General features: G+C 46.1%; 18 protein-coding genes and 2 pseudogenes. 6 read left to right on the forward strand and 14 right to left on the reverse strand.

Annotation, left to right across the window (positions count from 1 at the left end; all coding sequences use genetic code 11):
* The 3 genes from ACE1CM_RS19650 to ACE1CM_RS19660 form a co-directional block, all read right to left on the reverse strand.
* The coding region (locus ACE1CM_RS19650) for a glycosyltransferase (RefSeq protein WP_374879543.1) at positions 1–631 on the reverse strand (631 nt) is incomplete at its 3' end.
* A gap of 390 nt (positions 632–1021) precedes the next feature.
* On the reverse strand, positions 1022–1717 hold the full coding sequence (locus ACE1CM_RS19655) for a hypothetical protein (RefSeq protein ID WP_374879545.1): 696 nt from the start codon (positions 1715–1717) through the stop codon (positions 1022–1024).
* 136 nt (positions 1718–1853) lie between these two features.
* Positions 1854–2510 (reverse strand): sigma-70 family RNA polymerase sigma factor, encoded by a 657-nt coding sequence (locus ACE1CM_RS19660; protein ID WP_374879547.1) that lies wholly within the window; start codon positions 2508–2510, stop codon positions 1854–1856.
* A gap of 316 nt (positions 2511–2826) precedes the next feature.
* Between ACE1CM_RS19660 and ACE1CM_RS19665 the strand changes: the two genes are divergently transcribed.
* From ACE1CM_RS19665 to ACE1CM_RS19675, 3 genes are all read left to right on the forward strand, one after another.
* Positions 2827–4677, forward strand: a complete 1851-nt coding sequence (locus ACE1CM_RS19665; protein WP_374879549.1) for a DUF6623 family protein — start codon at positions 2827–2829, stop codon at positions 4675–4677.
* A 301-nt stretch (positions 4678–4978) separates the two neighbouring features.
* Positions 4979–6259, forward strand: coding sequence for a S8 family serine peptidase (locus ACE1CM_RS19670; protein ID WP_374879551.1), 1281 nt, complete (start codon positions 4979–4981; stop codon positions 6257–6259).
* A gap of 17 nt (positions 6260–6276) precedes the next feature.
* On the forward strand, positions 6277–6516 hold the full coding sequence (locus ACE1CM_RS19675; RefSeq protein ID WP_374879553.1) for a hypothetical protein: 240 nt from the start codon (positions 6277–6279) through the stop codon (positions 6514–6516).
* Between the two features lie 59 nt (positions 6517–6575).
* Here ACE1CM_RS19675 and ACE1CM_RS19680 read toward each other — a convergent pair whose 3' ends face one another.
* The 9 genes and pseudogenes from ACE1CM_RS19680 to ACE1CM_RS19720 all read right to left on the reverse strand — a co-directional run bounded on the left by ACE1CM_RS19680 (position 6576) and on the right by ACE1CM_RS19720 (position 15895).
* A complete protein-coding gene (locus ACE1CM_RS19680; RefSeq protein ID WP_374879555.1) occupies positions 6576–6791 on the reverse strand; it encodes a hypothetical protein in 216 nt (71 codons plus the stop codon).
* 159 nt (positions 6792–6950) lie between these two features.
* A complete protein-coding gene (locus ACE1CM_RS19685) occupies positions 6951–7460 on the reverse strand; it encodes a hypothetical protein (protein ID WP_374879557.1) in 510 nt (169 codons plus the stop codon).
* Positions 7461–7699: 239 nt separating this feature from the next.
* Complete coding sequence (locus tag ACE1CM_RS19690) at positions 7700–8593, reverse strand: transglutaminase N-terminal domain-containing protein (RefSeq protein ID WP_374879559.1); 894 nt, start codon at positions 8591–8593, stop codon at positions 7700–7702.
* A 165-nt stretch (positions 8594–8758) separates the two neighbouring features.
* Positions 8759–9712: an alpha-E domain-containing protein gene (locus tag ACE1CM_RS19695; protein ID WP_374879561.1), complete on the reverse strand. Its 954-nt coding sequence runs from the start codon at positions 9710–9712 to the stop codon at positions 8759–8761.
* Between the two features lie 110 nt (positions 9713–9822).
* Positions 9823–11175, reverse strand: coding sequence for a circularly permuted type 2 ATP-grasp protein (locus ACE1CM_RS19700; RefSeq protein WP_374879595.1), 1353 nt, complete (start codon positions 11173–11175; stop codon positions 9823–9825).
* A gap of 365 nt (positions 11176–11540) precedes the next feature.
* Positions 11541–12008 (reverse strand): annotated as a pseudogene (locus ACE1CM_RS19705) (adenylate/guanylate cyclase domain-containing protein); the annotation flags it as partial.
* A 138-nt stretch (positions 12009–12146) separates the two neighbouring features.
* Positions 12147–12593, reverse strand: a pseudogene (locus ACE1CM_RS19710) (HNH endonuclease); the annotation flags it as partial.
* Positions 12594–13140: 547 nt separating this feature from the next.
* The gene (locus tag ACE1CM_RS19715; RefSeq protein WP_374879562.1) at positions 13141–15663 is read right to left on the reverse strand and encodes a DUF3769 domain-containing protein; all 2523 of its coding nucleotides are present in this window, start codon (positions 15661–15663) and stop codon (positions 13141–13143) included.
* 115 nt (positions 15664–15778) lie between these two features.
* Positions 15779–15895, reverse strand: a complete 117-nt coding sequence (locus ACE1CM_RS19720; RefSeq protein ID WP_374879564.1) for a photosystem II reaction center protein I — start codon at positions 15893–15895, stop codon at positions 15779–15781.
* 465 nt (positions 15896–16360) lie between these two features.
* Here ACE1CM_RS19720 and ACE1CM_RS19725 point away from each other — a divergent pair, with 465 nt between their 5' ends.
* The 3 genes from ACE1CM_RS19725 (at position 16361) to ACE1CM_RS19735 (ending at position 21983) form a co-directional block, all read left to right on the forward strand.
* Complete coding sequence (locus ACE1CM_RS19725; protein ID WP_374879566.1) at positions 16361–18295, forward strand: ATP-binding protein; 1935 nt, start codon at positions 16361–16363, stop codon at positions 18293–18295.
* A gap of 186 nt (positions 18296–18481) precedes the next feature.
* Complete coding sequence (locus tag ACE1CM_RS19730) at positions 18482–19660, forward strand: PAS domain-containing protein (RefSeq protein WP_374879568.1); 1179 nt, start codon at positions 18482–18484, stop codon at positions 19658–19660.
* Positions 19661–20060: 400 nt separating this feature from the next.
* Positions 20061–21983: a PAS domain S-box protein gene (locus ACE1CM_RS19735; protein WP_374879569.1), complete on the forward strand. Its 1923-nt coding sequence runs from the start codon at positions 20061–20063 to the stop codon at positions 21981–21983.
* 10 nt (positions 21984–21993) lie between these two features.
* Here the strand turns inward: ACE1CM_RS19735 and ACE1CM_RS19740 are convergent, their stop codons facing one another.
* Together ACE1CM_RS19740 and ACE1CM_RS19745 are read right to left on the reverse strand one after the other, a co-directional pair.
* Positions 21994–22791: a class II glutamine amidotransferase gene (locus tag ACE1CM_RS19740; protein ID WP_374879570.1), complete on the reverse strand. Its 798-nt coding sequence runs from the start codon at positions 22789–22791 to the stop codon at positions 21994–21996.
* 406 nt (positions 22792–23197) lie between these two features.
* Positions 23198–23764: a methyltransferase domain-containing protein gene (locus tag ACE1CM_RS19745; RefSeq protein ID WP_374879572.1), complete on the reverse strand. Its 567-nt coding sequence runs from the start codon at positions 23762–23764 to the stop codon at positions 23198–23200.
* Between the last annotated feature and the right edge of the window lie 44 nt (positions 23765–23808).

Consider the following 23808-nt stretch of genomic DNA (forward strand, 5'->3'; position numbering starts at 1 on the left):
TATTATAAACTTGTTGTAAACTCCAGATACCTAAATATTTTGTGGTTGTTCCTGGAGCAAAATCAGGGTCATCTAAAGGCCCAACAAAATCTAATTCTATCTTTCCATCTATGATGTTACCCAGTAATCTCTGTTGTTTTCCCGGTTGAATCCAACCTAAACAAATAGCTTTATTATTTCCTTGAGCTTGAAAATTTACTTTCTGTGTATCAATGCCATTAGGCTGAATTGATATATATCCAGAATAACCTTTCCTCCTAAAAAATTCTTTGGTTACATGGGAATGGGCAATGATTCCTGGTGTATTTAAAAAATCTGGCAATAATTTTTGATATAAACTTTGGTGACGTGTATCTGACTTCAATAAATAACCGTCATGGCAAGTAAAACAATATTTTTGTTTCAGCTTTTGATTGAAATCTTTAACATACTGAAAAGCATGTAAATGTACAAAATCATAATCGCTGTTATTTATTTCTTCTATCACAGCGTCAAAATCTGTTCGATTAAAAATATCAGCTTGATGTCCATTTTTTTCCAGAAAACTCTTGTATTCATATATCAAAGTTAAGACAGAATTTGATATGGGAGGTTCTGGGACATAGCCCCAAAAAACAATAGCCACTTTCATAAATGATTTATTTTGGTGTTCAAATTTATTTTTTATCACACTATGGAAAGTAAGTCAAGCATATAAAACTACTGATATCCTGTCCGGTTGCAGCGGTAGCGTCAGGCGGAATGTGGGTTATAGATAACAAAGGATTGCAGATTTAGATCGCATCTAAAATCTGCAATCTGCAAATCTGCAATTCTTTGATCGCACCAAATAGCTAGTATTTGGCATCTGGTCGAAAAATGCATATTCGTCCCACATTGTCAAGATAAAACTGCGAATCCATCGCTGAAGTTTTTGAGGACTTAATTCATATTCAAACGCTCCCCCCGATACATCAATAGCAGATAGGTGGGAGTTAATCTACCCAAACCCCCTAAAAAAGTCAGCCAAAAATACAGTTAATCAAATTTCACAATCCTGTTGGGTTTCAACTGACAAATATCGCGAAATTTGTAGGTATTCATTTAATACCACCTCCGTCAGTTTCATCCCTTTAAAGTAGGCGCGGTAAGCAGCTAACGGGACGAGCAAAACATCACTCCAGGCTTGTTCTTGCCGATGAAATACTTGAATTTCTGGCTGTTCGCTGGTTGAAATTGGGGCAATCTTCAACCCTAATGCTTGAATTTCCTGGGGTGAGGGTGCTGCATCAACCAAACCGAGGTAGTAGTCCCCTACAGTCATCAATAAATCGTAAATCTCTCTAGACAATCGCCGCCCAACTGGCTGTAGTAAATTACAAGTCAACATCGGCAGAATGTGCCAAGTTTCAGCCAGCAAATCTTGTCCTATACCAGAAATTTCTTGAGGAATAAGCAAATCTACATCGCTCAAAAAATTAGTTTCAGGGGACATCAACATTACAGAAACAACTTGCGATTCTGCTTCTGGATCTAGTGGTGGATCGGGTGAGTTTACGATCGTTACGTAGCGGGGTGGCGACTTTGCTTCTAGAAACCGGCGCGCCGCCTCTGAGTAGAGTTGCTGTTGCTCTTCCTTTGAGAACAAAAGAGGACTTCGCAGGTATCGACTGAGTTCCCAGATTTCTCCGGGTTGCGGCGTTGGTGGGTTAAATTCTTGCCCAAAATCTTTCTCCATAGATTTTTCGCTCCAGACGAGGATAATTGATTTTTCTGCAACTGGTGTTTGTTTTTATTAACGGATGACGGCATCATCGTATAACCAGTTGTATTGATTATTCCCAATTGACGGGCAGCGAAAAACCTGGGTTTCTCTACCATTTGCTCTGAGAGCGGGTTCTGGGTGTCTTCTGCTGGTGAATTTGTCCCAGTTCTTGTTTAACGGCGTCAACTTGCAACAGTCCTAGTATCTGGGCGATGTTGTGGCACAATTCTTTCCAGCGCTTTGAGATGGCGCCTTGAGTCACACCCAACTCAGCAGCTAGTTGCGCCTGACTTTTACCCTCAACCCTTCCTTGCCAGAGTTTGAGATAGGCGCGATCTGGGTGGAGGCGATCGCTCTGCTTAATCGCCTCTATAGCTTTTAGCACTAGATCGGCACGTTCATAAGCATCTAATAAATTGAATTCATCGGCGATCGTTTCAGACAAAGGCACATCGGTTCCGGGAATATTCTGGTCTAAACTTTGACAATGAAATTGCTGTTCGTGACGCACCAAATCGATGATGGCAAACCGCGCCACAGTTGCTGCCCAATGATAAAATTCCTCTACTCCTCCTTTGCGGAACTTGCCAGCTTGCGTAGCTTGTAATACTTTCTCATACGCAACTTGTTGGGCATCTTCCCAGGAAACTCTTGTGCCTCTGGTTTGCTTGCGGGCAATTCTCTCGATAGTTTGAAGCAGGAGGCGATCGAAACATAGATGCAGAGAGCCTACAGGTTCAGACTCTGCTGGTTTTTTTAAATTCATAACCATACTTCCCCAATCAGAAAGCGAGATTTGTGAAAAAATTCAGTAGTAAAAGTTTACAAAAACAAAACTGAAGGGTCTTTTTCGACCAAAGCAAGGTTTTTACAACAGCGCTTCACCCATTTAAGGTATTTTTGCAAGGGAGATCTTATGTCTGGGATCTATAACATAACTTTTTCAGTCAGTTCCGGAATAGTTTGCACTTCTCCATCGTTAAAAAGAACAGAGCAGACAAAGTGAGGTAAAAGCAGCGAGATATTCGCCAATCACCCACCAAGAAAGCTGCTGAACTTTGTTGGAATGCAAAGAATACAATATGGAACGCGAATTAATTGTAATTGTTCAGCCTGAAGCCGGATTGCGAGCTACAACCGCAGGCGTCAGATCTGTTGCTGGCGTGGATGTCTCGTCTTTAGCAGATTTGCTGGCATCTGAGAATATCACCTTGCAACCATTGTTTGGTGCCAGCGAAGAGAGAGTCCAACAGAAGACTTTGTCTTTAGCAGAGACTTCAGGGACAGATGTACCGGATCTATCAACTTACTATCGAGTGCAAGCCCCAGACGAGCGATTGGACGAACTGGCGACGCGCCTGCGGGAATTGGATGTTGTTAGCGCTGCCTACGTGAAGCCAGCAGCGGAACCACCCCTGCGGCTGAACGACATGATACCCACCGCAACAGATGCGCCCCCAGCCACCCCCGATTTTACGGCTCGCCAAGGGTATCTGGGTGCGGCACCGGCTGGCATTGACGCCAATTACGCTGCAACGATACCGGGCGGCGGTGGTGCGGGAGTGAAAATTATTGATATTGAAGGTGCTTGGCGTTTCACCCACGAGGATCTGACGCAAAACCAAGGCGGTGTAGTTGGCGGTACTCAATCGACGGATATTGGCTGGCGCAATCACGGGACGGCAGTGATTGGGGAGTTTGGCGGCGATCGCAATCCCTTTGGCATTACCGGCATCTGTCCCGATGCTAACGTCCGCGCCGTCTCCATTTTTGGCGGCCCCGGATCGGCGGGAGCGATTCGCCAAGCTGCGGATCTGCTCAATCCAGGCGACATCATTCTGATCGAACTGCACCGACCTGGACCTCGCGCTACGGGAGTTGGACAGCAAGGCTACATTGCGATTGAATGGTGGCCCGACGACTTCGACGCGATTCGCTATGCTACCAGTCGCGGCGTCATCGTTGTGGAAGCAGCAGGCAACGGGGCGGAAAACTTGGACGATCCGGTTTACAATACGCCAGCTCCAGGATTTCCCGCCACTTGGACTAACCCATTTAACCGCGCCAATCGCGATTCTGGTGCGATCGTTGTCGGTGCGGGGGCGCCACCTCCAGGTACTCACGGACGAGATCATGGCCCCGACAGGTCGCGCCTAGACTTCTCAAATTATGGCTCGATACTCGACGCCCAAGGTTGGGGACGCGAGGTGACCACCTGCGGTTACGGCGACTTGCAGGGAGGTAGCAACGAAGACTTGTGGTACACCGACCAATTCAGCGGCACTTCTAGCGCTTCGCCGATCGTCGTTGGTGCTTTGGGTTGCGTTCAAGGCGTATTGCGCCAACGCAGCATCGCTCCTTTATCGCCAGAATCAGCCAGGAGTTTGCTTCGCACGACTGGTTCGCCCCAGCAAGATGCTCCCGGAAGACCCCGCAGCCAACGCATCGGCAATCGTCCCAACGTTCGCGAGATGATTGAGCGCGTCACCTTCTCTTCTCTGGCACAGGCGATGTGGACACACGGTCACAGCATGGAGATCGAAGTTCCTGACAATATTGCCAGGGTTTGGAGGGCTGGGTTTTACATCGAAGTCGAGGGCAAACCAAACACGAATAATTGGTTCCACTTTGCCATTCCTACTACAGTTATTGTCAATGACAAAAGGCTGCGAGTTGGGTCAGTGATGTTGTTATTTGAAACCCTGTCAGCCGATGCAGTGGTGCGAGACGTTCACATCTTCGATGGCGCTGACAAGATTGCCCAACATAACGGTGTAAATCTTAGTGGCAATGCTGGATTTGTCCGCTTTGACGTGCCGACTCATCCACCCGTGAAGTGGGGAATTGGTATCTCGATTGGCGTTCGTTTCGGCGGCGGATCTGGCTCTCGCGTTATGCGGTTTAAATCTGCTGGCTGCGATTTTGTTTTGTGATAACACAAGTTGCTTTGGTAATTGGTAATTGGTAATTGGTAATTGGATTCATTGGCAGTCTAAAGAGTGACCATTACCCATTACCAGCGCCAAGGAATGTAATATCATGTCCGCTTGATTGCTGATAATAAAAACTTCTCCGCGTCGCCGCGTCGCCGCGTCGCCGCGTCCCCACGTCAGTCCTAATTATAAGTATTTAACCGGACATGATATAACTGGCAACTGAAGTTAGTCAGTTTGGGAATATTTGGCTTTGAGCCTTCGTTATAGATAACAGAGAACGCACAAGGAAAATTGTGAAATGGTGAACAATATTAATCCAATAGTGGCTGGGTCTGAAACTACAGGTAGGTATCTAGTCCTGTTTCGTGAGGATGCAGTCGATGCTGGGATGCAAATGCTGAGCGAAACAGCGAGTATAAATCTGTCTGGTGAGGCGAATAGCCCCATAGTTTTAAGTACTTTGGGGGTGGCGGTGGTAGATGCAGCACCGGCACAATTGCGATCGCTCCGAGTGTCTGCTGATGAAAACAGTCCGATTCTGGCAATTGAACCAGAAAGGGTGGTTTATGCCCTCGAAGATCCAGAATTAGGGTATCCGAAGCTGATGCGCTCGCTAACAAACATCGACGTGACAGCGGACTACCTCAAAGGTTACCGCGATGCTGTAAACCAACTCGTTGGTAGCTTACTTCCCACCGAACAAGGACAACTCACCATGAAAGAGGTGGATGAGTCTGTCGCTACTTGGGGACTCCAAGCAACCAAGGTGGTAAATTCATGCTACAGCGGTCAAGGCATTAAGATTGCAGTTCTCGATACGGGTTTCGATTTGAATCATCCTGATTTTATTGGTCGAAGCATCCAAAGCAAATCATTTATTTTAGGGGAAGAAGTCCAGGACGGACATGGGCATGGAACCCATTGCATTGGTACGGCGCTGGGCGCTCTCAAACCCAGCCAACTGCCTCGCTACGGCATTGCTTATAACGCAGAAATTTATGCAGGCAAAGTGCTGAGCAATCGGGGTAGTGGCGCTGATGGAGGAATTCTCCAGGGGATTGAGTGGGCGCTAGCAAATGGATGCCAAGTTATTTCTATGTCCCTGGGATCGCCTACCAAAGTTGGTACGCCTTACTCTCGCGTGTACGAAGCAGTCGCTCAAAGAGCGCTCAGCCGTGGTACCTTGATTGTTGCAGCCGCAGGGAACGAAAGCCGACGCCAGCGCACGATCAATCCAGTCGGTCATCCGGCTAACTGCCCATCGATCATGGCTGTTGCGGCAATTGATTCCCAAATGCAAATCGCATGGTTTTCTAATCGAGGCATCAATCCAGACGGGGGTCAGATTGACATTGCCGGTCCCGGTGTCGCGGTTCGCTCCAGCTGGCTGATGCCAATGCAGTACAACACAATTAGCGGCACGAGTATGGCAACACCCCATGTGGCGGGTATCGCAGCTCTTCATGCTCAGGCAACTGGACTCAAAGGTCAGGAACTGTGGAATCTGCTTGTACGCACCGCGCGTCGGTTACCCCTGCCCTCAGAAGATGTTGGTGTTGGCATTGTACAAGCGCCTTAAGGTAAAAGAGGCTGGCTATGTCCGAAGTTAATTTGTCAGTTTTGGTTAAGGATGAGTACAGGGAGCGAATCCTGGAAGTTGTTACAGCTTTGCAAGCTGATGGAATGAAAGTAGAACAGTTGATGGAACAAATTGGAGTGATTGCGGGTTCCATTGACTCTACAAAACTGCCAGGAATCGAGCGGATAGAAGGAGTTTCTGCTGTTGAGCTTGCACAGGGATACCAACTCGAACCACCAACTTCGGAAATTCAATAAAAGAATTGCATATTTTAGATTGTAGATTTGATTTAAATCTGCAATCTGCAATTCTTTTATCACACCAAATAGCTAGTATTCGGTACCAGGGATAAAAATGCATATTCGTCCCACATTGTCCAGATAAAACTGCGAATCCATCGCTGACGTTTTTGGGGACTTAATTCATATTCAAATGCTCCCTCCGATAGATCAATTGCCGATAGGTGGGAGTTACAACCGCATCCGTGGTGATAGGTAAAACCGTATTTGGAAGCAATGCTTTGAATTTTCATCTGGATGGCAAACACCTTGCAGGCGTGAAGCACAGCATCCCAGGGACGTTTGTCTTCTGCATTGCGGGGGTCATATCATGTCCGGTTCTTCACCCATAGTTAGGAATGACGCCGAGACACGGTGACGCGGTGACGCGGAGATATTTTTATTCAGGGTAATTAGGCGGACATCATATCAAATCTTAAAGCGCGTCCTGCAAAAATATGATCTCGGAAAATGGGTGCGAGGTGGACTTGGTAAAAGCTGGCAGGCACTTCGTAACCAAACTCTTGAAAAAGATCTATCCCAATGCTGAGGACTTTTAATTCATCGCTAAAATGTATTTTTTTTGAGTCCAGTTGTCGCAGTATTTCTGTAAATTCGGGATAGTTTTCAATTAAAAATTCGTTGCCGTAAAATTCGAGGGTTTCTCGCGCTAGCTGTCCAAAGAGTTGGGCCAAAAATGGTTTGAGGTGAATTATATCTGCACGTTCGTTAAATAAGTCTAAGTCACCTTGTTCTAATTTGTATTGGAACAACTGCGCCATCTGAACATAACTTTTTGGCTCGGAAAGTGCAACGTTTGACTCCCCGGTGGCGATGTTTTGCCAAACAACGGGTAACTGGGAAATGGTAACGGCATTTTCACCTGCGATTGCTTCGGTCTGAGATACTTCCAGCAGCAGCATCGGTCACCTGCAAATCACAACTGCAATTAAGTTTTTTGGAGTATAACTTATTGCACTTGAACAACCCGATTTTCCGTGGATTTTTTTAATTTTTCATTTGTTCAGAATGGGCGTTTCAAATCAACAGGACTTACGCTTGGGCGACCTATCATATCATGTACTTAGGCAAGGGTTGTGTAACTGCTAATAGCTAATCGCTAATCGCTGCTGTCTGGCAATTGACAGTTAGCAATTAGCAATTAGCCATCTTTTTCAGAGAAACTTTGGTGTTTGCCTAAGTCCTGATGAATAATTTTCAAATCATAGTGCATAGTAGACCGGGCATTACCACGAATACTGCCGGAAACTGGGGCAGCATTTCCTGGTAAAGCACTCGCCACTAAACTAATATGCCGATCTGCTACAACTAAACCCTGTATCGGATCGTACCCCCGCCAACCTGCACCCGGTAAATATACTTCTACCCAAGCGTGGAGATGTAATTCTTCGCTGTCGGGGTCCCCTTCTTGGTATCCGCTGACAAATCTAGCAGCTAAACCGACGGCGCGACAAGCTTCGATAAAAACAACGGCAAGATCTCGGCAAGAACCAGCTTGTTGTTTCCAGGTAATTCCTGGGGGGAAGGGTGCGCCTGTTTCCCGAATTTCCTGTTTACAACAATTTTTGTAAATGCGTTGATTCAATTGTGTCAAGAATATATCAGTTTTGCCACTCACTTCATGGCAAATTTCTTGCGCGATTTCGTAGATAATTGGGTCTATATTTGAGGGTGTACCTTGGGGGTTGAGGTAAGGCATTATTTGGGTAAGGACTGAACTTGGGTAATCAATAGGTAATTGGATTGCCCAAGGTTCTAAAATGTAGTTGAAGGGATTGGTACAGTGAGTTTCAACTTCGGATACGACTTTAATCGTTAAATGGTCGGTGGGTTCTACGAACCACATGCGAGTGACGGCATTTCCTTCTAAGTCCAGCACCTGGGAAATTCCGGCGGGTTCTGGACTAATTTCTAGGCAAAAAGAGTGCAGGGTTTGGTTGCCATCACTGCGAGATCGCAACCTCACTACATGGGGGTTTAAAACCACCGCCGGAGCGTAAGTATAAGTCGTGGTGTGTAATATTTGGTAACGCATTGGTAATTGCTAATTGCTAATTGTTAATTGTTAATTGCTAATTGCTAAACCAATCTCCCCAAACCCCCCTTCCCAGGGATCCCCCCCTGCCCCCCTTATTCAGGGGGTCTGGGGGGATCAACAGGCGTTATTACCCATTACCCATTAGCCATTAGCAATTAGCTATTAGCCAACAGGTTGCAGCGCGAAAAACGATTCAAATATTTTCTTGCCTACCTCATTCATTCGCTGCTGCAAGTTATCCAAAAATTGATGCAGACCGATCTCCATAATCTCTTCCATTGTTGTATATTCCAATTCGGCTCGCAACCGACCTAAAGCTCTTCCTACAGGCATATTGCAAGTCGCTTCTGGCGTTCCATTAATTCGCTCCAAAGATTCTGCTACTTGCGACAGACAAAACTGAATTGACCGGGGAAACTCGCGGTCTAAAATTAAAAATTCTGCGACGCGAGTTGGCATAATTCGATGTTGCTTGGATTTGCGATACATTTCGTAAGCGCTGGCAGATTTCAACAAAGCCATCCACTGAATTTCATCTAGAGGTGTGCCAATATCTGTCACTGAAGGTAACAGAATAAAGTATTTTACATCCAGGATGCGACTGGTTTTATCCGCGCGTTCCAAAAATCTCCCCATGCGCCCAAAATGCCACCCTTCGTTATGACTCATAGTGGCATCCGTCACCCCGGCAAACAAATGGCTAGAGAGTTTGACTTGCGTGAAAAATTCGTGCAATTCAGCGATGGTTTGTTCTTTCGCTGCTTCTTTTACCATCAGGTAAAAAGCATTAACTTGCTCCCACATTTCCGAAGAAATAATTTCTCGAATCGAGCGGGCATTTTCCCGCGCCCGCTGCAAGCAAGCTACAATTGAATTGGGATATTCGCTGTCAAATGCTAGGAATTGAATCACGTTTTCTGCGGAGGCTTTACCGTAGCGTTCTTTAAATATTGGGGTGTCCCCCGTCGTTAATACTAATGGCTCCCACTGTTCGGCTACCCCTGTGGGAAAATCCAGAATCAGATTCAAATTCACATCGATGAAACGAGCTACATTATCCGATCGTTCTACGTAACGATTCAGCCAGTAAATTGAATTAGCAACGCGACTTAACATAATGGGTGATGGGTAATGGGTAATGGGTCATTGCTAATGGCTAATTGCTAATTGCTAATTGCTAATTGAATTTTTATCCTGACAATTAGCCATTAGCCATTAGCCATTAGCTAATTTGCAAGAACCCAAGTATCTTTGCTACCGCCGCCTTGGGAAGAGTTGACGACTAATGAACCTTTTTTGAGTGCTACGCGAGTCAGTCCGCCTGGATGAACGTAGATATCTTGACCGTAGATAATATAAGGTCGCAAATCTACGTGACAACCTTCAAAGCGATCGCCTACAATTGTCGGTACTCTAGAAAGCGATAGGGTGGGCTGGGCGATATAATTGCGGGGGTTTTCCTGAATTAATTGGGCAAATTCTTGCCGTTTTTCTTCGGTAGCGTGGGGTCCAATTAACATCCCGTATCCCCCTGACTCGTTAGCCGACTTGACGACTAGCTTATCCAAATTTTCTAGCACGTGGGCGCGCTCTTTTTCATCCTCACAAATGTAAGTGGGGACGTTTTGCAATATCGGTTCTTCTCCCAGGTAGAACTTAATCATTTTGGGTACGTAGGCGTAGATTGCTTTGTCATCTGCAATACCCGTACCCGGTGCGTTAGCGATCGCCACTCGTCCCTGACGGTAAACTTCGATTAACCCGGGTACGCCTAACAGCGAGTCGCTACGGAAAACTTTCGGGTCGATAAAGTCGTCATCGATACGTCGGTAGATGACATCGACGCGCTTTAATCCTTTGGTGGTACGCATTTGCAAGTAGCCATCCGACACCACCAAATCCCGACCTTCTACTAATTCCACCCCCATTTGTTGGGCGAGGAAAGAGTGTTCAAAGTAGGCGGAATTGTAAATCCCCGGTGTCAAAACTACGACGTTGGGTTCGGGTACCGTCGGTGCTAAAGTCAGCAGGGCGTCGAGTAAATGACTCGCGTATCCATCCACGGGTTGAATTCCCATTTGAGCAAACAACTCTGGGAAGGAATTCTTCATCACCTGGCGATTTTCTAGCACGTAGGAAATCCCGGAAGGACAGCGCAAGTTATCTTCTAAAACGTACCATTCGCCGGAGCGATCGCGCACTAAATCCGTCCCCGTAATGTGACACCAAATTCCGCCGGGAGGTTTTAACCCAATACAAGGAGAGAGAAACCGACTCGCCGATGCAATCATCTCCACGGGAATCACCCCGTCTTTGATAATCTTTTGCTCGTCGTAGATATCAGCAATAAAACAATTCAAGGCATAGATGCGCTGTTTAAGTCCTGTTTCTAGAACCTTCCATTCCTGTGCTGAAACAATTCTTGGAATCACATCAAACGGAAAGATGCGCTCGGTTCCTTGACTATCCCCATAAACGTTAAAAGTTGCCCCCAATTTCATCAAAGCCGTCTGTGCGGCTTGTTGTCTTCGCAGTAATTCCTCTAGCGATAGGGAATTTATTTTCTCGACTAACAACATTGCTTCAGGACGGGGTTTACCTGGAGCTATAAACAGTTCGTCGTAAAAATCGCCTGGGTCGTAGTTATCGAATTGCACGGCTTTCTTCCCCCGATAAGTAATGACGATATTTTTGGTATAATATTTTTTATTTCAATTGCTAATGGCTAATCGCTAATCGTCTAAATTACATTAACAATTAGCAATTCGCAATTCGCTGTTTTTTGCCAATCGCTAATCGTCCAAATCCCATTAGCAATTAACAATTAGCAATTAGCAATTAGCTCTAAGATAATGTTATATCTTCCCATACCAGACAATCTATCGTTGAATAATTCACTTTTTTTTAACAGTTTCAGCGGGGAAGTTATGAGATAAATTTTCATTTAGACCGGGCTATATTTTATACGTTTAAGAAAATAGGTACGCATTTTTCCTTTACCTTTGACATCGATCGCACCTCGGGGCTGAAACAGAAACTGATTCCGCCGGATTTGGTATGTTGTTTCTGATACTTGAATGTAACCGGGGAGGCCGTGAGATTCCATACGGCTGGCGGTATTGACCGTATCTCCCCGGAGGTCGTAGATAAAGTTTTTGATACCAATTACACCAGCAACAACGGGGTCGGTGTGGATGCCGATGGGGATGCTGAAGTCCTCGCCGCGTTGTTGATGGAAATGAGCGATCGCTGGTTGCATATCGAGTGCGAGGAGAGCGATCGCTGCTGCATGGTCGCTCTTAGGGGTAGGAATGCCACCCGCCACCATATAGGCATCGCCAATTGTCTTGATTTTCTCCCAGCCGTATTTTTGAGTCAGCAAATCGAAGCTGGAGAAGATTTCGTTCAGCAAGTCAAGTGAACTACCTACGCTGCGCTTTAGGGTCTGCCATCAGGGTAGGCGAGTTGGGTCGAGGGGGGCGATTATGACCCCGCCCCTCCCATTTAGATCCGGGCGTGCAGGTTTCCCAGCACCCGGATCCCGATATTCTTAGCCGTGGCTTTTGCTGATGTGGATGTAATCGTGGCAGGATTCATGCACAGCTTCCAGATTGTCCTTTTTCCAGTTTGAATGTCTTCCATCCTTGTGGTGAAGGTTTATTCTTTGACCAGGCATGAATTTGTGACCACAAAAAGCACATGAATGGTGTTGCCGTTTGGCAGCGTTGAGGATTTCCCCGTCGTAGAGCTGGCATTCGCGTTCGCTCCCATAGACGATATCGCTGTCGTAGGGCGATTTATTCCCTTTGACGTTGACGAATTTGTTTTCGGAATCAGGAACCGTTGGGAACGCCTTGTCTAGTAGTTTTTTACTCGAGTAGCGGTCTTGTTTGGTTTCCTGATTGAATACGCGGTAAGCACGTTTTTGGATGAAGTACAAGGAGTTTCTAGACCCATCCATCTTGCAATACTTATGATATTGTCGCCATCCTCTAACTACGGGAGCTAGTAGGGGCGGGTTTTATATCGTGTTTGGTTGCATTGATATAGTAAACAATGGGATCTGGAGGAATTGGGGGACTCTTGAGGACTTTGAAGAATTGGCTAAAAACCACTCCCCCTATACAAATCCTTAGCTTAAGGAATTGATATTACCAATCATATCGTTTCCGGTTGCATCGGAATTACAGCAATTTTCAATTGGTGACAACACAGTTATTGTAGGGGCACGCCATCAATAGGCGCAAGCCCAAAACTCGAAGGTTTTCTGCTAGCGTGCCCCTACCACCAATTTTAATCATTTAGATGCAACCGGAAACGATATCATATCATGTCCAGTAGCAACGGTTGTGTAACTGCTAATAGCTAATCGCTAATGGCTGCTGGAGGAGGCAATTGAATTGCGAGCAATTAGCAAGCGAGCAATTAGCCATCCATACACAACGCTATTAACCATACAAGTTAACTCATGCATAGCGGCTAATGGCTAATGGTTCAAAGGGGAAAAATCATATCTTAGCGATTGGCAATTAGCAATTAGCGCCTTATTCTTGAATTACGCCCGTATCGACAAAGCGCCCACCAGAACCGCCGAATACTTCATCGCCGCCAGTCCAATTAAAGTCGCTGATGCGCAGGTTAATCGAACCTTGTTCCCGATCCGGGTTGAAACGGATGATAATACCGTAGGTGCGGCGACTGTATTCCAAAAAGTAATCGGTGCTGAAGCGTTCCCCCGTATCTAAATTAATCCCAGTTTGAAACCCAACTCGAAATGGCCCATAAAGTTGCTGGGTGATACCAAAAGAAAGCACTCTAGTATCGACAACCCGGTCGAAAAAGAAGGGAGATAAACCATCTCTGAAAACTTGGGTGTAGCCGACATTAAACCCGGTATAGTCGAGAAAAGGTCGGGAGAAATGACCGAATTGTCCTTGCAAGGTGACACTACCGCTGAGGGTTTGTTGGGTATCGCCGCTGGTGTATAAACTCGTCGTACCCCGCACCGAAGGAACTACGCGAATGAAAGGTACGACGGGAACTGGAGTGTATCTCAAACCCTGAGATGCTGTTGCTGGTAAAGGTCGCCCGCGCCAAAGCAAGGTAGGACGCGCCAGTTCGGCGCTAGCTTGGAAACGAGCTAAGACGATGCGGTCATCTTGGGGATTGGGGTTCAAGGGGTCAAAATCGAGCAAATCTAGGCGATCGCTTTCGGCATTAATATACTGTGCGCTACCTTGATAAGTCAGGTTAACACCCGTTCTCCCCAAAGGAATAACGGGGGAAGTAATCACAGCTCCCAAACTGCTGCGGACGGTTTGGAATCCTAAAGAACCGTTAAATAGACGATTGCGGTAACTATATTCCAGGGTAAGCGTGTGGGGTAAACGAGTACCGATAATCTGACTCGCCGCCAACCTGGCTCTCAGTCTATCGGGTAATTCGTTTAAAAAGAAAGTCGGCGTCACCCCAGAAGCTTCAACTCTGGTGCGCGGACTGACGTTAGCATTAAACCGCAGTCTAAAACCCCAAGAGTTTGGGTTAAAAACGTTACCGCTTTGTCGCGCGATCGCTCGCTGGACTAAAAACTGCGGCGTGATGCTCAGTTGCACCTGTGGGGTCGCAATTATGTCAAAAGTCCGCTCCGCATAAACACCACCTCTTTCCCTCGCATCGTAGCGAATTTGCACTATGGGTGCTTCCCTTGGGGTGCGGTCGATTACTACCCGCCGTTGGAAAGTGGGGATGGAAAAACCTTGATCGAAAAAGATGCGGGAGTTGGTGAGGACTATTTCTTCCCGCAAAGGTGAAAGCTGGGTAAATACGGCGCGATCTGCGCGCAATTCCAATTCTGGCGGCGAAAACGGATCGTTGGTCAGGCGCACGTTGGTTGCAGTCCAGCCTCTGGGGTAAAATTCAATCTGCTCGGCTTCAAAGCGCACCCGATTGATTTGACCCAGGTTGGAGAGTCCCCCCCTACCGAGTTCGACGGTGACGCCGCCTGGGTTGGTAATTTGTTGGGGTGGTTGATTTGCGATTAAGCGATCGCTCAATGGTCGCTCCGGGGTGGGGATAGTAAATCCACCCGTCCCCGTTTCAAAGGTTAAATCCGTCCCCGAAGTTGGTGAAAATACTATCCCCCTGGCGTTCTGAATCGTACCGCTATTTTGAATAAAGTTATAAACAAAGCGCGAGCCGCGAAATACCTGCTGTCCCCGCGTCAACGACGCATTGCCTTCTGCGATCGCTATAAAATTAAGTAAATTTCCTTGCACCCGATTGGCATCGAGTATCCCCCCCTGAAACCGCATCACCACATTACCAACAGCGGTAAATATCTGTCGCCGTTCGTCAAATTCCTGCCGGTCGGCTGTAACTTCTATTACACCCGCTGAAGTTGCCATCGTCGCTGGCTGCTGTTGTTGCTGCGTTGGCGATGCTTGGGTAGTCGCCCTTGTGGGAGCCGGAACCGGCGACATATGCTCCCCTGGCAAAACTTCTATCTGGGGATTTTCTGGCACTTGTTGCGCCTGCACCACTGTCCCATCGCTAGTATTTGCCAGATGGATCGAGGGATTTAACAGCCACCCATCCTGGGTGTCATCCGTTCCCGTCCTAGCAGGTATTTCTGCGGTTTTGTATCTACTTTTAGGTTCTGATTCTAACTCAGTACTTACGCCGGAAAGATAGCCCCCCTGCTCCTGTGCCCCCCTGCTCACCTGCCCCTCAGTCAGGAGTGTAAGATCGGCAGTTGTAGTGGAAATATCGGTAGCTAGTTGAGCAGGGTCACTCGCCGCGTCTCCCCCTCTCCGCGTCAGAGCGTCTTCTGGGTCTACTTCCGCCAGCGATATTAACACCGAGTCGGCTGCTTCTAGGACGCCAATGCTCAAGGGTAAACCCAAGTCTGACGCACTCCCAGAGCGGGTTTGCCAGTCATTTTTGCCAGCGATGTGCCCAGAGGCGTGCGATCGCACAATTAAAGATTCGCCAGCAGCATGAGGCAAATGCTGGTATCGTAGTGGCTGAATAATTGCTGGCGGTTGAGGGGGCGTAACTGGGTAGGGCATCTTTTAGTACACCGAAGCGAACCAACAACCCAGACGCAAAACCTCAACCGCATTTGAGGCAGTATGGGCGAGGTATCCCCCGCCCATACTGCCTGAGGTATCGTTAAATCGTTGTCTATTCCAAATCGCGACGCTTGGGGTTGCGAGAGGGGTCATTGGACAAGAACCCGAAGATGAACAGCAAAACAAAGAACGAAACAACGACATAGACAGTGGTTTTGAGTGCGATCATACGGTATCTCCGTGACGTGTGAAAAGCTCAGCAGTTCCGTCGTTTAGACAAGTCAGCTTTATATGATACCGAAATATTGCCAAATTTTTTCCGCAGAATTGGGCATCGGGCATCCCCATCTATCCCCCTACTGGTCAAATCATGCCAGATTCTGCCCTATTCTGTTCTATTTTATACAAAAATTGCCCTAATCTCTGGTATTGATACGGATACTTAAGTAGAAACGCGGAGCAAACGATGGGCATACACGGAAACTTTAATTAAAGTTTCCGTAAAATCCCTCAGAAGGTAGATGCGGTTTACCCTAGCAGGGTTAAAATACAAAAAACTACTTAGGTAAAAAATTGATCCAAATCACAACCAACCAACCATCAGCCTCACGGGTCGAGGCGATTCGCGTCACTCAAGCTCTAAGCAAAAGAGTTCATACTAAATTTATCAATTCAGTAAAATTGCGGATATGCTATGGACTGGGTAGGTGACGGCTGTTTGATCAACCCTGATAGATGGGTGGAGTGTTCGGAAACAGAGCAAGAGAGCTTTGTCGAACGCAAAATGCACATGGAACGTACCAATCCCAAACCGCAAATCGACGCCATACCCGCTAAAACCATCGTTTTACCAACTTTAGCGGCAACTGAGGCGAATAGTTGCTTTTCAGAACTGGGTTTGGACTCGACGCTGCAAGAGTTAAACCTTTACGAAGTTTGCATCGAGTCCGACCGTCCAACTAATGAAGTGACAAAGATTTTAAACGAAAGTCCTTTACTTCCGGGCGTCATCATCACCAGCGAAGGCGAGTACGTCGGGATGATTTCGCGGCGGCGCACTTTTGAATATCTCAGTCGTCCCTACAGCTTGGAATTATTTGCCAAACGACCTTTGAAGATACTTTATGACAAGGCTAAAACTGAAATTTTAACCTTGTCCAGCGATACTGAGATTGTGGCAGCAGCAAGGCAGTCTTTGCAACGCCAACCCGAACTGATCTACGAACCTATTGTGGTGCAAGACCCCCATGGAGTCTACTCCCTGTTGGACGCGCATCAGTTACTGTTAGCACAGTGCCAAATTCAAGATGCTGTTGCGGTTGCACTCAGACAAGCAGAAGCCAAATATCGCAACATTTTTGAAAATGGGATTGATGGCATTTTCCAAACTACACCCGACGGCAGCTTTAAAAGTGCTAATCCCGCAATGGCACAGATTTTGGGCTATAAATCGCCAGCCAAACTGATAAACAATTGTACCGATATTGCACGGCAAGTTTATATTAACCAGAATCGGCGATCCGAATTCATTGCCGCGATGCAAGAATACGGTTCTGTATCCGCGTTTGAATCGCAAGTTTATCGCCACGATGGTAGCGTTATTTGGATTAGAGAAAACGCCCGTGGCGTGCGAGACGAAAGCGGGAATTTACTTTACTATGAAGGCACCGTTGAAGACATCACCGAGAAAAAGCAAGCTGAAGAAGCACTGCGCCAAAGAGAAGCGCAATTGAGCCAAAAAACAACTGAATTAGAAACAGCTTTACGCGAATTACAACAAACTCAAGCCCAGCTAATTCAATCGGAAAAAATGTCTTCAATAGGGCAAATGGTGGCTGGCGTTGCCCACGAAATTAATAACCCGATTAACTGCGTTGCTAGCAATCTTCCCCACGCGGAAAAATATACACAAGACTTGTTAAAATTGTTGCAGCTTTATGCCCAACACTATCCAGAACCGCCAGAGGATGAAAAAACAGCCATAGACTTAGAATTTATCATCGAAGATTTGCCTAAAATTTTATCGGCAATGCAGCAGGGTTCAGATCGCATCCGCGAAATTGCCCGCAGCTTACGAAACTTCTCCCGCTTGGATGAAGCGCAAATGAAACCCGCCAACATCCACGAGGGAATCGAAAGCACCCTGCTGATTTTGCACCATCGATTGAAACCCAAACCAGAATTTCCGGAAATTCAAATCGTTAAAGAATACGGCAACCTACCACTTGTAGAATGCTATGCCGGACAACTCAACCAAGTTTTTATGAATTTAATCGGCAATGGAATAGATGCTATAGAAGAGGTAATAGGTAATCGAAAAGAACCCAATTCCCCATTACCAATTCCCAATTCCCAATTACCCACTATTCGCATTTGTACAGAAGTTATTAACTCTGATTGGGTGAGAATCCGCATATCCGATAACGGAGCAGGGATGACGGCAGAAGTGCAAGAACAGCTTTTTAACCCTTTCTTTACCACAAAACCTACAGGCAAAGGCACTGGCTTGGGTTTGTCAATTAGTTACCAAATTGTTGTGGAAAAACACAAGGGTGATTTAAAATGCATCTCCGCACCCGGAAAAGGGTCAGAATTCATCATTGAGATTCCTATCTTCCAGAAGGATTAGCCAAGAATATATCAATAGGTGAATGCGACTGTACCAGAGAATTTCCTATGCTTCTGAAGCTAGTAGCAGACGCGGCTGATACTTGCAAAAGATAATCTTTCTCGCGCTCCTAAAATCATCTGCGGGGATTTGCTTTCGATGCAAGTATTGGGCGTGTTTGGTATAACACAGAGTCTGGAGGTTGACATGAACGTAGACATCTTTGCGCGACAAATGGAAGCACTCAACTTGCGATTGAACAAGCTTTACCAAGGTGCCAACGCATCGCCTTCTCCTCCAATAGAGCATCTACTACCCGTTGCTTTCAAGGAACTGGGTATTGTTTCGGAAGAACTACAGGTTGCTGTAGAAGAGTTGTGCCAGCAAAATCAGGAACTCGCAGTCGTACAAGTCCAGTTACAAGCTGAACGCCAGCGCTACCAGGATCTGTTTCAATTGGCTCCGGAAGCTTACCTAGTAACCGATATAAACGGTAAAATCCGGGAAGCCAATCGCGCCGCCGCCCTTTTGCTCAATATCTCCGACGAGCATTTAATCGGCAAACCGCTGGTTGTGTTCGTGGCATCAGAGGAGCGTTGGCAGTTTCGCAACGAACTGAACCGGAAACGCGCTGGCGATCGCATCCCAGACTGGAAAGTCCACCTGCAACCCCGTGGGGGGGAACCGTTTGAGGCAATGCTAACAGTTTCTGTCGTGCGCGATGGGGAAGGTAGACCAACTTCCCTGCGCTGGATGCTGCGTCAGATCGGCACAAGAGAGCTGATTCCCATCCCGCAGCAAACAAATAACGACGCCAAAAGTCTTGACTCGGCGATACAGGTTTATGCTAAAGGAGAAATTATCCCCCTCAATCCCCAAAGTATTTGGCAAGTTCATCGAGGCTTGGTTAAGCTAACAACTATCTGCGAAACTGGGGAAGAGGTGCTGGTAGGATTGGTAGGAGATAAAATGTTGTTTGGAGCGAGTTTAACTGCTCTAAAAACTTACCAAGCAACAGCTATGTCCAAGCAAGTTCAGTTAGTAGAATTTTCCCTGGCAGAGATAGCAAGCGACCCCCATCTAGCTCAAACTTTTTTCGAGCAAATTAATCGGCGACTCAAGCAAACCGAATTGCTTTTAGCCATTTTTGCCAAGCGGCGCGTGCAAGACCGCTTGCAGCATCTATTGCTACTTTTGCAACAGGAAATTGGCGAATTCCACAAGGAAGGAACTCGTCTAAAAGTGCGCCTGACTCACGAAGATTTTGCCAACGCCTGCTCTACCACCAGGGTGACGATGACTAGGTTGCTGCTGAGGTTACAGCAAGACGGCAAGATTGCATTTGACAGCGATCGCCACCTGATTTTAAAATACGGCTGCTTTTAACCGAACTATTGGTTTTAATCCAATCTTCCATTGAGATCTTGCACTATTAGCCAACCGAGGCCAAGCCTGGATATCTCGTTCCCAGGCAAAGCCTGGGAACGAGATCGAACTATATTTTAATATTTATGTATAAATATAAAGTAGATAAAAAAAGTTAATGTTTTTAAAGATATGTTATAAAAAGTTTATAAAGAGTGAAGAAGATGTAAAATCAAACTCACAGGATAAGATCGCAAGTCCACTCGCGTCGGTATTGTAAGGCAGCGTTATCACTTAGGGGTGAAGAGTTGAACTCGATCGCCTCTGGCTCAAATAGACGCAACCTTGTGCAATAGACACTTGTAACTTCAGGGGCATTTCGGAGAGATCGCAGTAGTAAATAGAACTGAGTAGGTGAGCAATGGCAACCCATACGGCAAAAATTCCCAGCAGCAGTAGAAAGGAATTGCAAGCAAAGCAGAATAGGTTTTTTACCCTTTCGTTGGATATGTTTTTCATCTTGGGTTTTGACGGCTACCTCAAGCAAGTCAACCCAATGTGCGAAAAAATACTCGCGTTAACCTCAGCAGAATTGGTCGCTCAACGATTGCTGGAATTGGTTCATCCCGAAGACCGCGAGTCTACTGTCGCTCAACTGGAAAAATTGGCGACCAGCAGCGAAACCGTGACGTTTGAAAACCGCTGCTGTTGCAAAGATGGGTCGTATAAATGGCTGCTGTGGAACGCTGCGCCCTGCCAAGATGATAAATTAATTTATGCCGCCGCTCGCGACATTACCGAGCGCAAACAAGCAGAAGAGGCGCTCAAAGAAAGTGAAGAGCGCTTTCGCTTGTTAATTGATCGAGTGAAGGATTATGCGATTTACATGCTCGACCCCGATGGACGGGTTGTGAGTTGGAACCAAGGCGCAGAAAGAATCAACGGGTATCGCACAGAAGAGGCGATCGGTAAGCATGTTTCCTGCTTTCATCCCCCCGCAGAGATAGAAAGCGGTAGACCCGAAGAAGTATTGCAAATTGCAGCGCAAGTAGGTGGGTACGAATACGAGTCTTTGCGCTTGCGTAAAGATGGGTCGCAGTTTTGGGCGAATGTGGATGTAACGGCGTTAAGAGACGAAAACGGACAGTTGCGGGGTTATGCAACGGTAACGCGGGATATTACCGAGCGCAAGCAAGCACAGGAAGCGCTCCAACAAGCGTATCGCGGGTTAGAAAAACGGGTGGAGGAGAGGACTTTTGAGTTAAAAGCTGCCAATGAAATGCTCAAACAAGAAATTAGCGATCGCCAGCGCACCGAAGTAGCGTTGCGTCAATCTAAAGCACGCTTAAAAGAACAAGCTAAACAGTTAGAGGACGCACTGTACCAACTGCATCGCACCCAAGCACAACTGATTCAAACTGAAAAAATGTCGAGTTTGGGACAATTGGTAGCGGGTGTAGCTCACGAAATTAACAATCCCGTCAGTTTTATTTACGGCAATTTAGACCATGCGAGTCATTATATCCGCGAATTGTTGCACTTAATTAGCCTTTATCGCAGACACTATTCCAACCCCCCAATCGAGATTCAAAATTCAGCAGCAGCGATGGATCTCGATTTTGTCATGGAAGATATGCCCAAACTATTATCTTCGATGAAATTGGGAGCAGACCGCATCCGCCAAATTGTTTTATCCCTGCGAAACTTTGCGCGTCACGACGAATCGGAAATGAAGCGGGTTGATATTCATGAAGGGTTAGATAGCACGATCAAATTACTGCAAAACCGTCTCAAGGGAAGCGATGGACAAGCAGGAATTCAAGTTATTCAAGCTTACGGCGATCTGCCTCCCGTAGAATGCTACGCTGGATTGCTCAATCAAGTATTTATGAATCTCCTCAGTAACGCCATCGATGCTTTGGAAAATCATCCAGACCCCATTATCACGATTAGCACCGAACTGGCGATGCGGGATTTGCCAATGACCTACAGCTGTTCTATCCTACAAACCGACCAATCCCTGATTCCCAATCCTTATATAATCATTCGGATTGCCGATAGTGGTCCCGGTATGACGGAAGCAGTCTGTCGCCGGTTATTTGACCCGTTTTTTACGACGAAACCTTTAGGCAAGAATAAAGGACTTGGTTTGTCTATTAGCTACCAAATTGTGGTTGAAAAACACGGCGGTCAATTGCGGTGCGTTTCCTCTCCGGGTGCAGGTACCGAGTTTATTATTGAGATACCCGTTCAGCAAACTGCTCAGTGGCAATCTTTCGAGAACCCCCTCTCTGAAAATTCCACCTTTTTCTCACCATCAGCATCTAGAGGCGGTATATTCTAATGGCTAATGGCTAATTGCTAATTGCTAATTGCTCCTCGTCGATATTCAGGGGTAAACCATCTTGAAAAACCAGTAATTCTCCTGGTTTAATCGGCGTCCAGACTTCATTGTCAGTCAGGGGAGTGGTGGCGATGATAGCGACGCGATCGCTCTGTGTCGTCAATTCGCAAAAGTCTACCGTTATATCTTCGTCAATTAAATGGGCAGCTGCAAACGGCGCTTGCCTTACAATGTAGGTGAGATGGGTTGAACAGTGGGCAAAAAAGTGTTCCCCATCCGAAAGTAAATAGTTAAATACCCCTTTTTCTGACAAAGCGTCGGTGATGTCTTTTAATACTGCGTACAATTTTTCTATCGGGGGTTTACCTTGGGGAAATTGTTCGCGTAAAGTGTTCAGCATCAAGCAGAAAGCTTTTTCGCTATCGGTTTGACCCACTGCTTGATAAAAATTTCCGGTTTTCGGATGTAAATCTAGCAAATTTCCATTGTGAGCAAATACCCAATACCTTCCCCACAACTCCCGCCGGAAAGGATGACAATTTTCTAAGGCAATTTTACCTTGAGTTGCTTTGCGGATATGAGCGATCGCGTGGGTAGAGTGGATCGGATAGCGCCGCACCAACTCGGCAATCGGGGAAACAACTGAAGGTTTATTATCTAAAAAAATCCGGCATCCCAATCCTTCAAAAAAAGCAATTCCCCACCCATCGCGATGTTCGTCTGTCTTTCCACCCCGCGAACAAAATCCTTCAAAAGAAAAGCAAATATCCGTTGGCACGTTGCAATTCATTCCCAGCAGTTGGCACATGATATTTCATGGGTAATCGGTAATTGGTAATTGGTAATGGTAAAAACTATCTTATTGCCGTGACATAAATTTCCTTCTGTATATATTTACATGTCAATCTCTACTTTAGCTAACTTTACCTTCACTGCTGAACTTTAGTTCAGGGCATACTTTTGCCAGGACTCTAATCAATCTTATCTTTTATACTTATCATATGCTATTGCGGCTACCCCGGACTGGATTTTTATATTTTTTTTTTAATTATATGTTATTAACGCAATTTGCTAGTTATAAACAAGGGAGTTGCCAGCTTGCTAATGGCTAATTGCTAATATAGGATTTTTACCAATCGAGTCATTAGCGATTAGCCATTAGCTGCTATGCATGAGATAACTAGCAACTTGAGTTATTACTTGTTAACTAATGACTAATTATAAAACCTTGCGCGCACGCGGTCAACTGCAATCTCATCTAAGAACATCCATCCCCATTCGGGTTTTAATGCGGGTCGCTTGTGGGGTGTAACGATTATCATTGATTCGGCAATTAGACTCAACTGGTAAGCTAATAGGGGGAGACGGGAAGATTTTACCAAATGCATGGCGAAACTGCAAACGATGAGACTGTAGGAGCGATCGCTTATAATTCCAGCAGCAATATCCTCAAAAGTGTAAGTTTCGGCGACTTGACCCGTGCGGTTAAAATATGCATTGCCAGTGTAAGGATCGATGCCATCAATATTAGAACATCCCAAACTTTTCAAGGCTAACGTAACCTCACCGCTACCACAAGCTAAATCTAATACTTTGCTAAAATCAAGAGGCCATTTAGCATCTGCTAATTGCATAACTTTTCTAATAGCAGACTCGTGAGGGTTTCTATATTCATCGCCGAATTTTTCATAGAAACCTTTGACGCTATGTTGCTCGTATTCATTCCGGATAGCTTTAGGTTCCGGTTTAATGGTTACTTGAACTTTGCGTTTTTTATTCATAGGGTGGGGCGGGTTTAGTTATTTGTAAAACCAGCCCATCCAAT

The organism is Microseira sp. BLCC-F43 (assembly GCF_041929235.1).
Lineage (GTDB): Bacteria > Cyanobacteriota > Cyanobacteriia > Cyanobacteriales > Aerosakkonemataceae > Microseira.

Excerpts from the sequence above, each read along its gene's own strand:
- ACE1CM_RS19655 (WP_374879545.1), bottom strand. The coding sequence starts at position 1,717 with ATGGAGAAAGATTTTGGGCAAGAATTTAACCCACCAACGCCGCAACCC.
- ACE1CM_RS19715 (WP_374879562.1), bottom strand. The coding sequence starts at position 15,663 with ATGCCCTACCCAGTTACGCCCCCTCAACCGCCAGCAATTATTCAGCCA.
- ACE1CM_RS19695 (WP_374879561.1), bottom strand. The coding sequence starts at position 9,712 with ATGTTAAGTCGCGTTGCTAATTCAATTTACTGGCTGAATCGTTACGTA.
- ACE1CM_RS19745 (WP_374879572.1), bottom strand. The coding sequence starts at position 23,764 with ATGAATAAAAAACGCAAAGTTCAAGTAACCATTAAACCGGAACCTAAA.
- ACE1CM_RS19730 (WP_374879568.1), top strand. The coding sequence starts at position 18,482 with ATGAACGTAGACATCTTTGCGCGACAAATGGAAGCACTCAACTTGCGA.
- ACE1CM_RS19700 (WP_374879595.1), bottom strand. The coding sequence starts at position 11,175 with ATGTTGTTAGTCGAGAAAATAAATTCCCTATCGCTAGAGGAATTACTG.
- ACE1CM_RS19660 (WP_374879547.1), bottom strand. The coding sequence starts at position 2,510 with ATGAATTTAAAAAAACCAGCAGAGTCTGAACCTGTAGGCTCTCTGCAT.
- ACE1CM_RS19735 (WP_374879569.1), top strand. The coding sequence starts at position 20,061 with ATGGCAACCCATACGGCAAAAATTCCCAGCAGCAGTAGAAAGGAATTG.
- ACE1CM_RS19680 (WP_374879555.1), bottom strand. The coding sequence starts at position 6,791 with ATGAAAATTCAAAGCATTGCTTCCAAATACGGTTTTACCTATCACCAC.
- ACE1CM_RS19690 (WP_374879559.1), bottom strand. The coding sequence starts at position 8,593 with ATGCGTTACCAAATATTACACACCACGACTTATACTTACGCTCCGGCG.
- ACE1CM_RS19685 (WP_374879557.1), bottom strand. The coding sequence starts at position 7,460 with ATGCTGCTGCTGGAAGTATCTCAGACCGAAGCAATCGCAGGTGAAAAT.
- ACE1CM_RS19665 (WP_374879549.1), top strand. The coding sequence starts at position 2,827 with ATGGAACGCGAATTAATTGTAATTGTTCAGCCTGAAGCCGGATTGCGA.
- ACE1CM_RS19670 (WP_374879551.1), top strand. The coding sequence starts at position 4,979 with ATGGTGAACAATATTAATCCAATAGTGGCTGGGTCTGAAACTACAGGT.
- ACE1CM_RS19725 (WP_374879566.1), top strand. The coding sequence starts at position 16,361 with ATGGACTGGGTAGGTGACGGCTGTTTGATCAACCCTGATAGATGGGTG.
- ACE1CM_RS19740 (WP_374879570.1), bottom strand. The coding sequence starts at position 22,791 with ATGTGCCAACTGCTGGGAATGAATTGCAACGTGCCAACGGATATTTGC.
- ACE1CM_RS19675 (WP_374879553.1), top strand. The coding sequence starts at position 6,277 with ATGTCCGAAGTTAATTTGTCAGTTTTGGTTAAGGATGAGTACAGGGAG.
- ACE1CM_RS19720 (WP_374879564.1), bottom strand. The coding sequence starts at position 15,895 with ATGATCGCACTCAAAACCACTGTCTATGTCGTTGTTTCGTTCTTTGTT.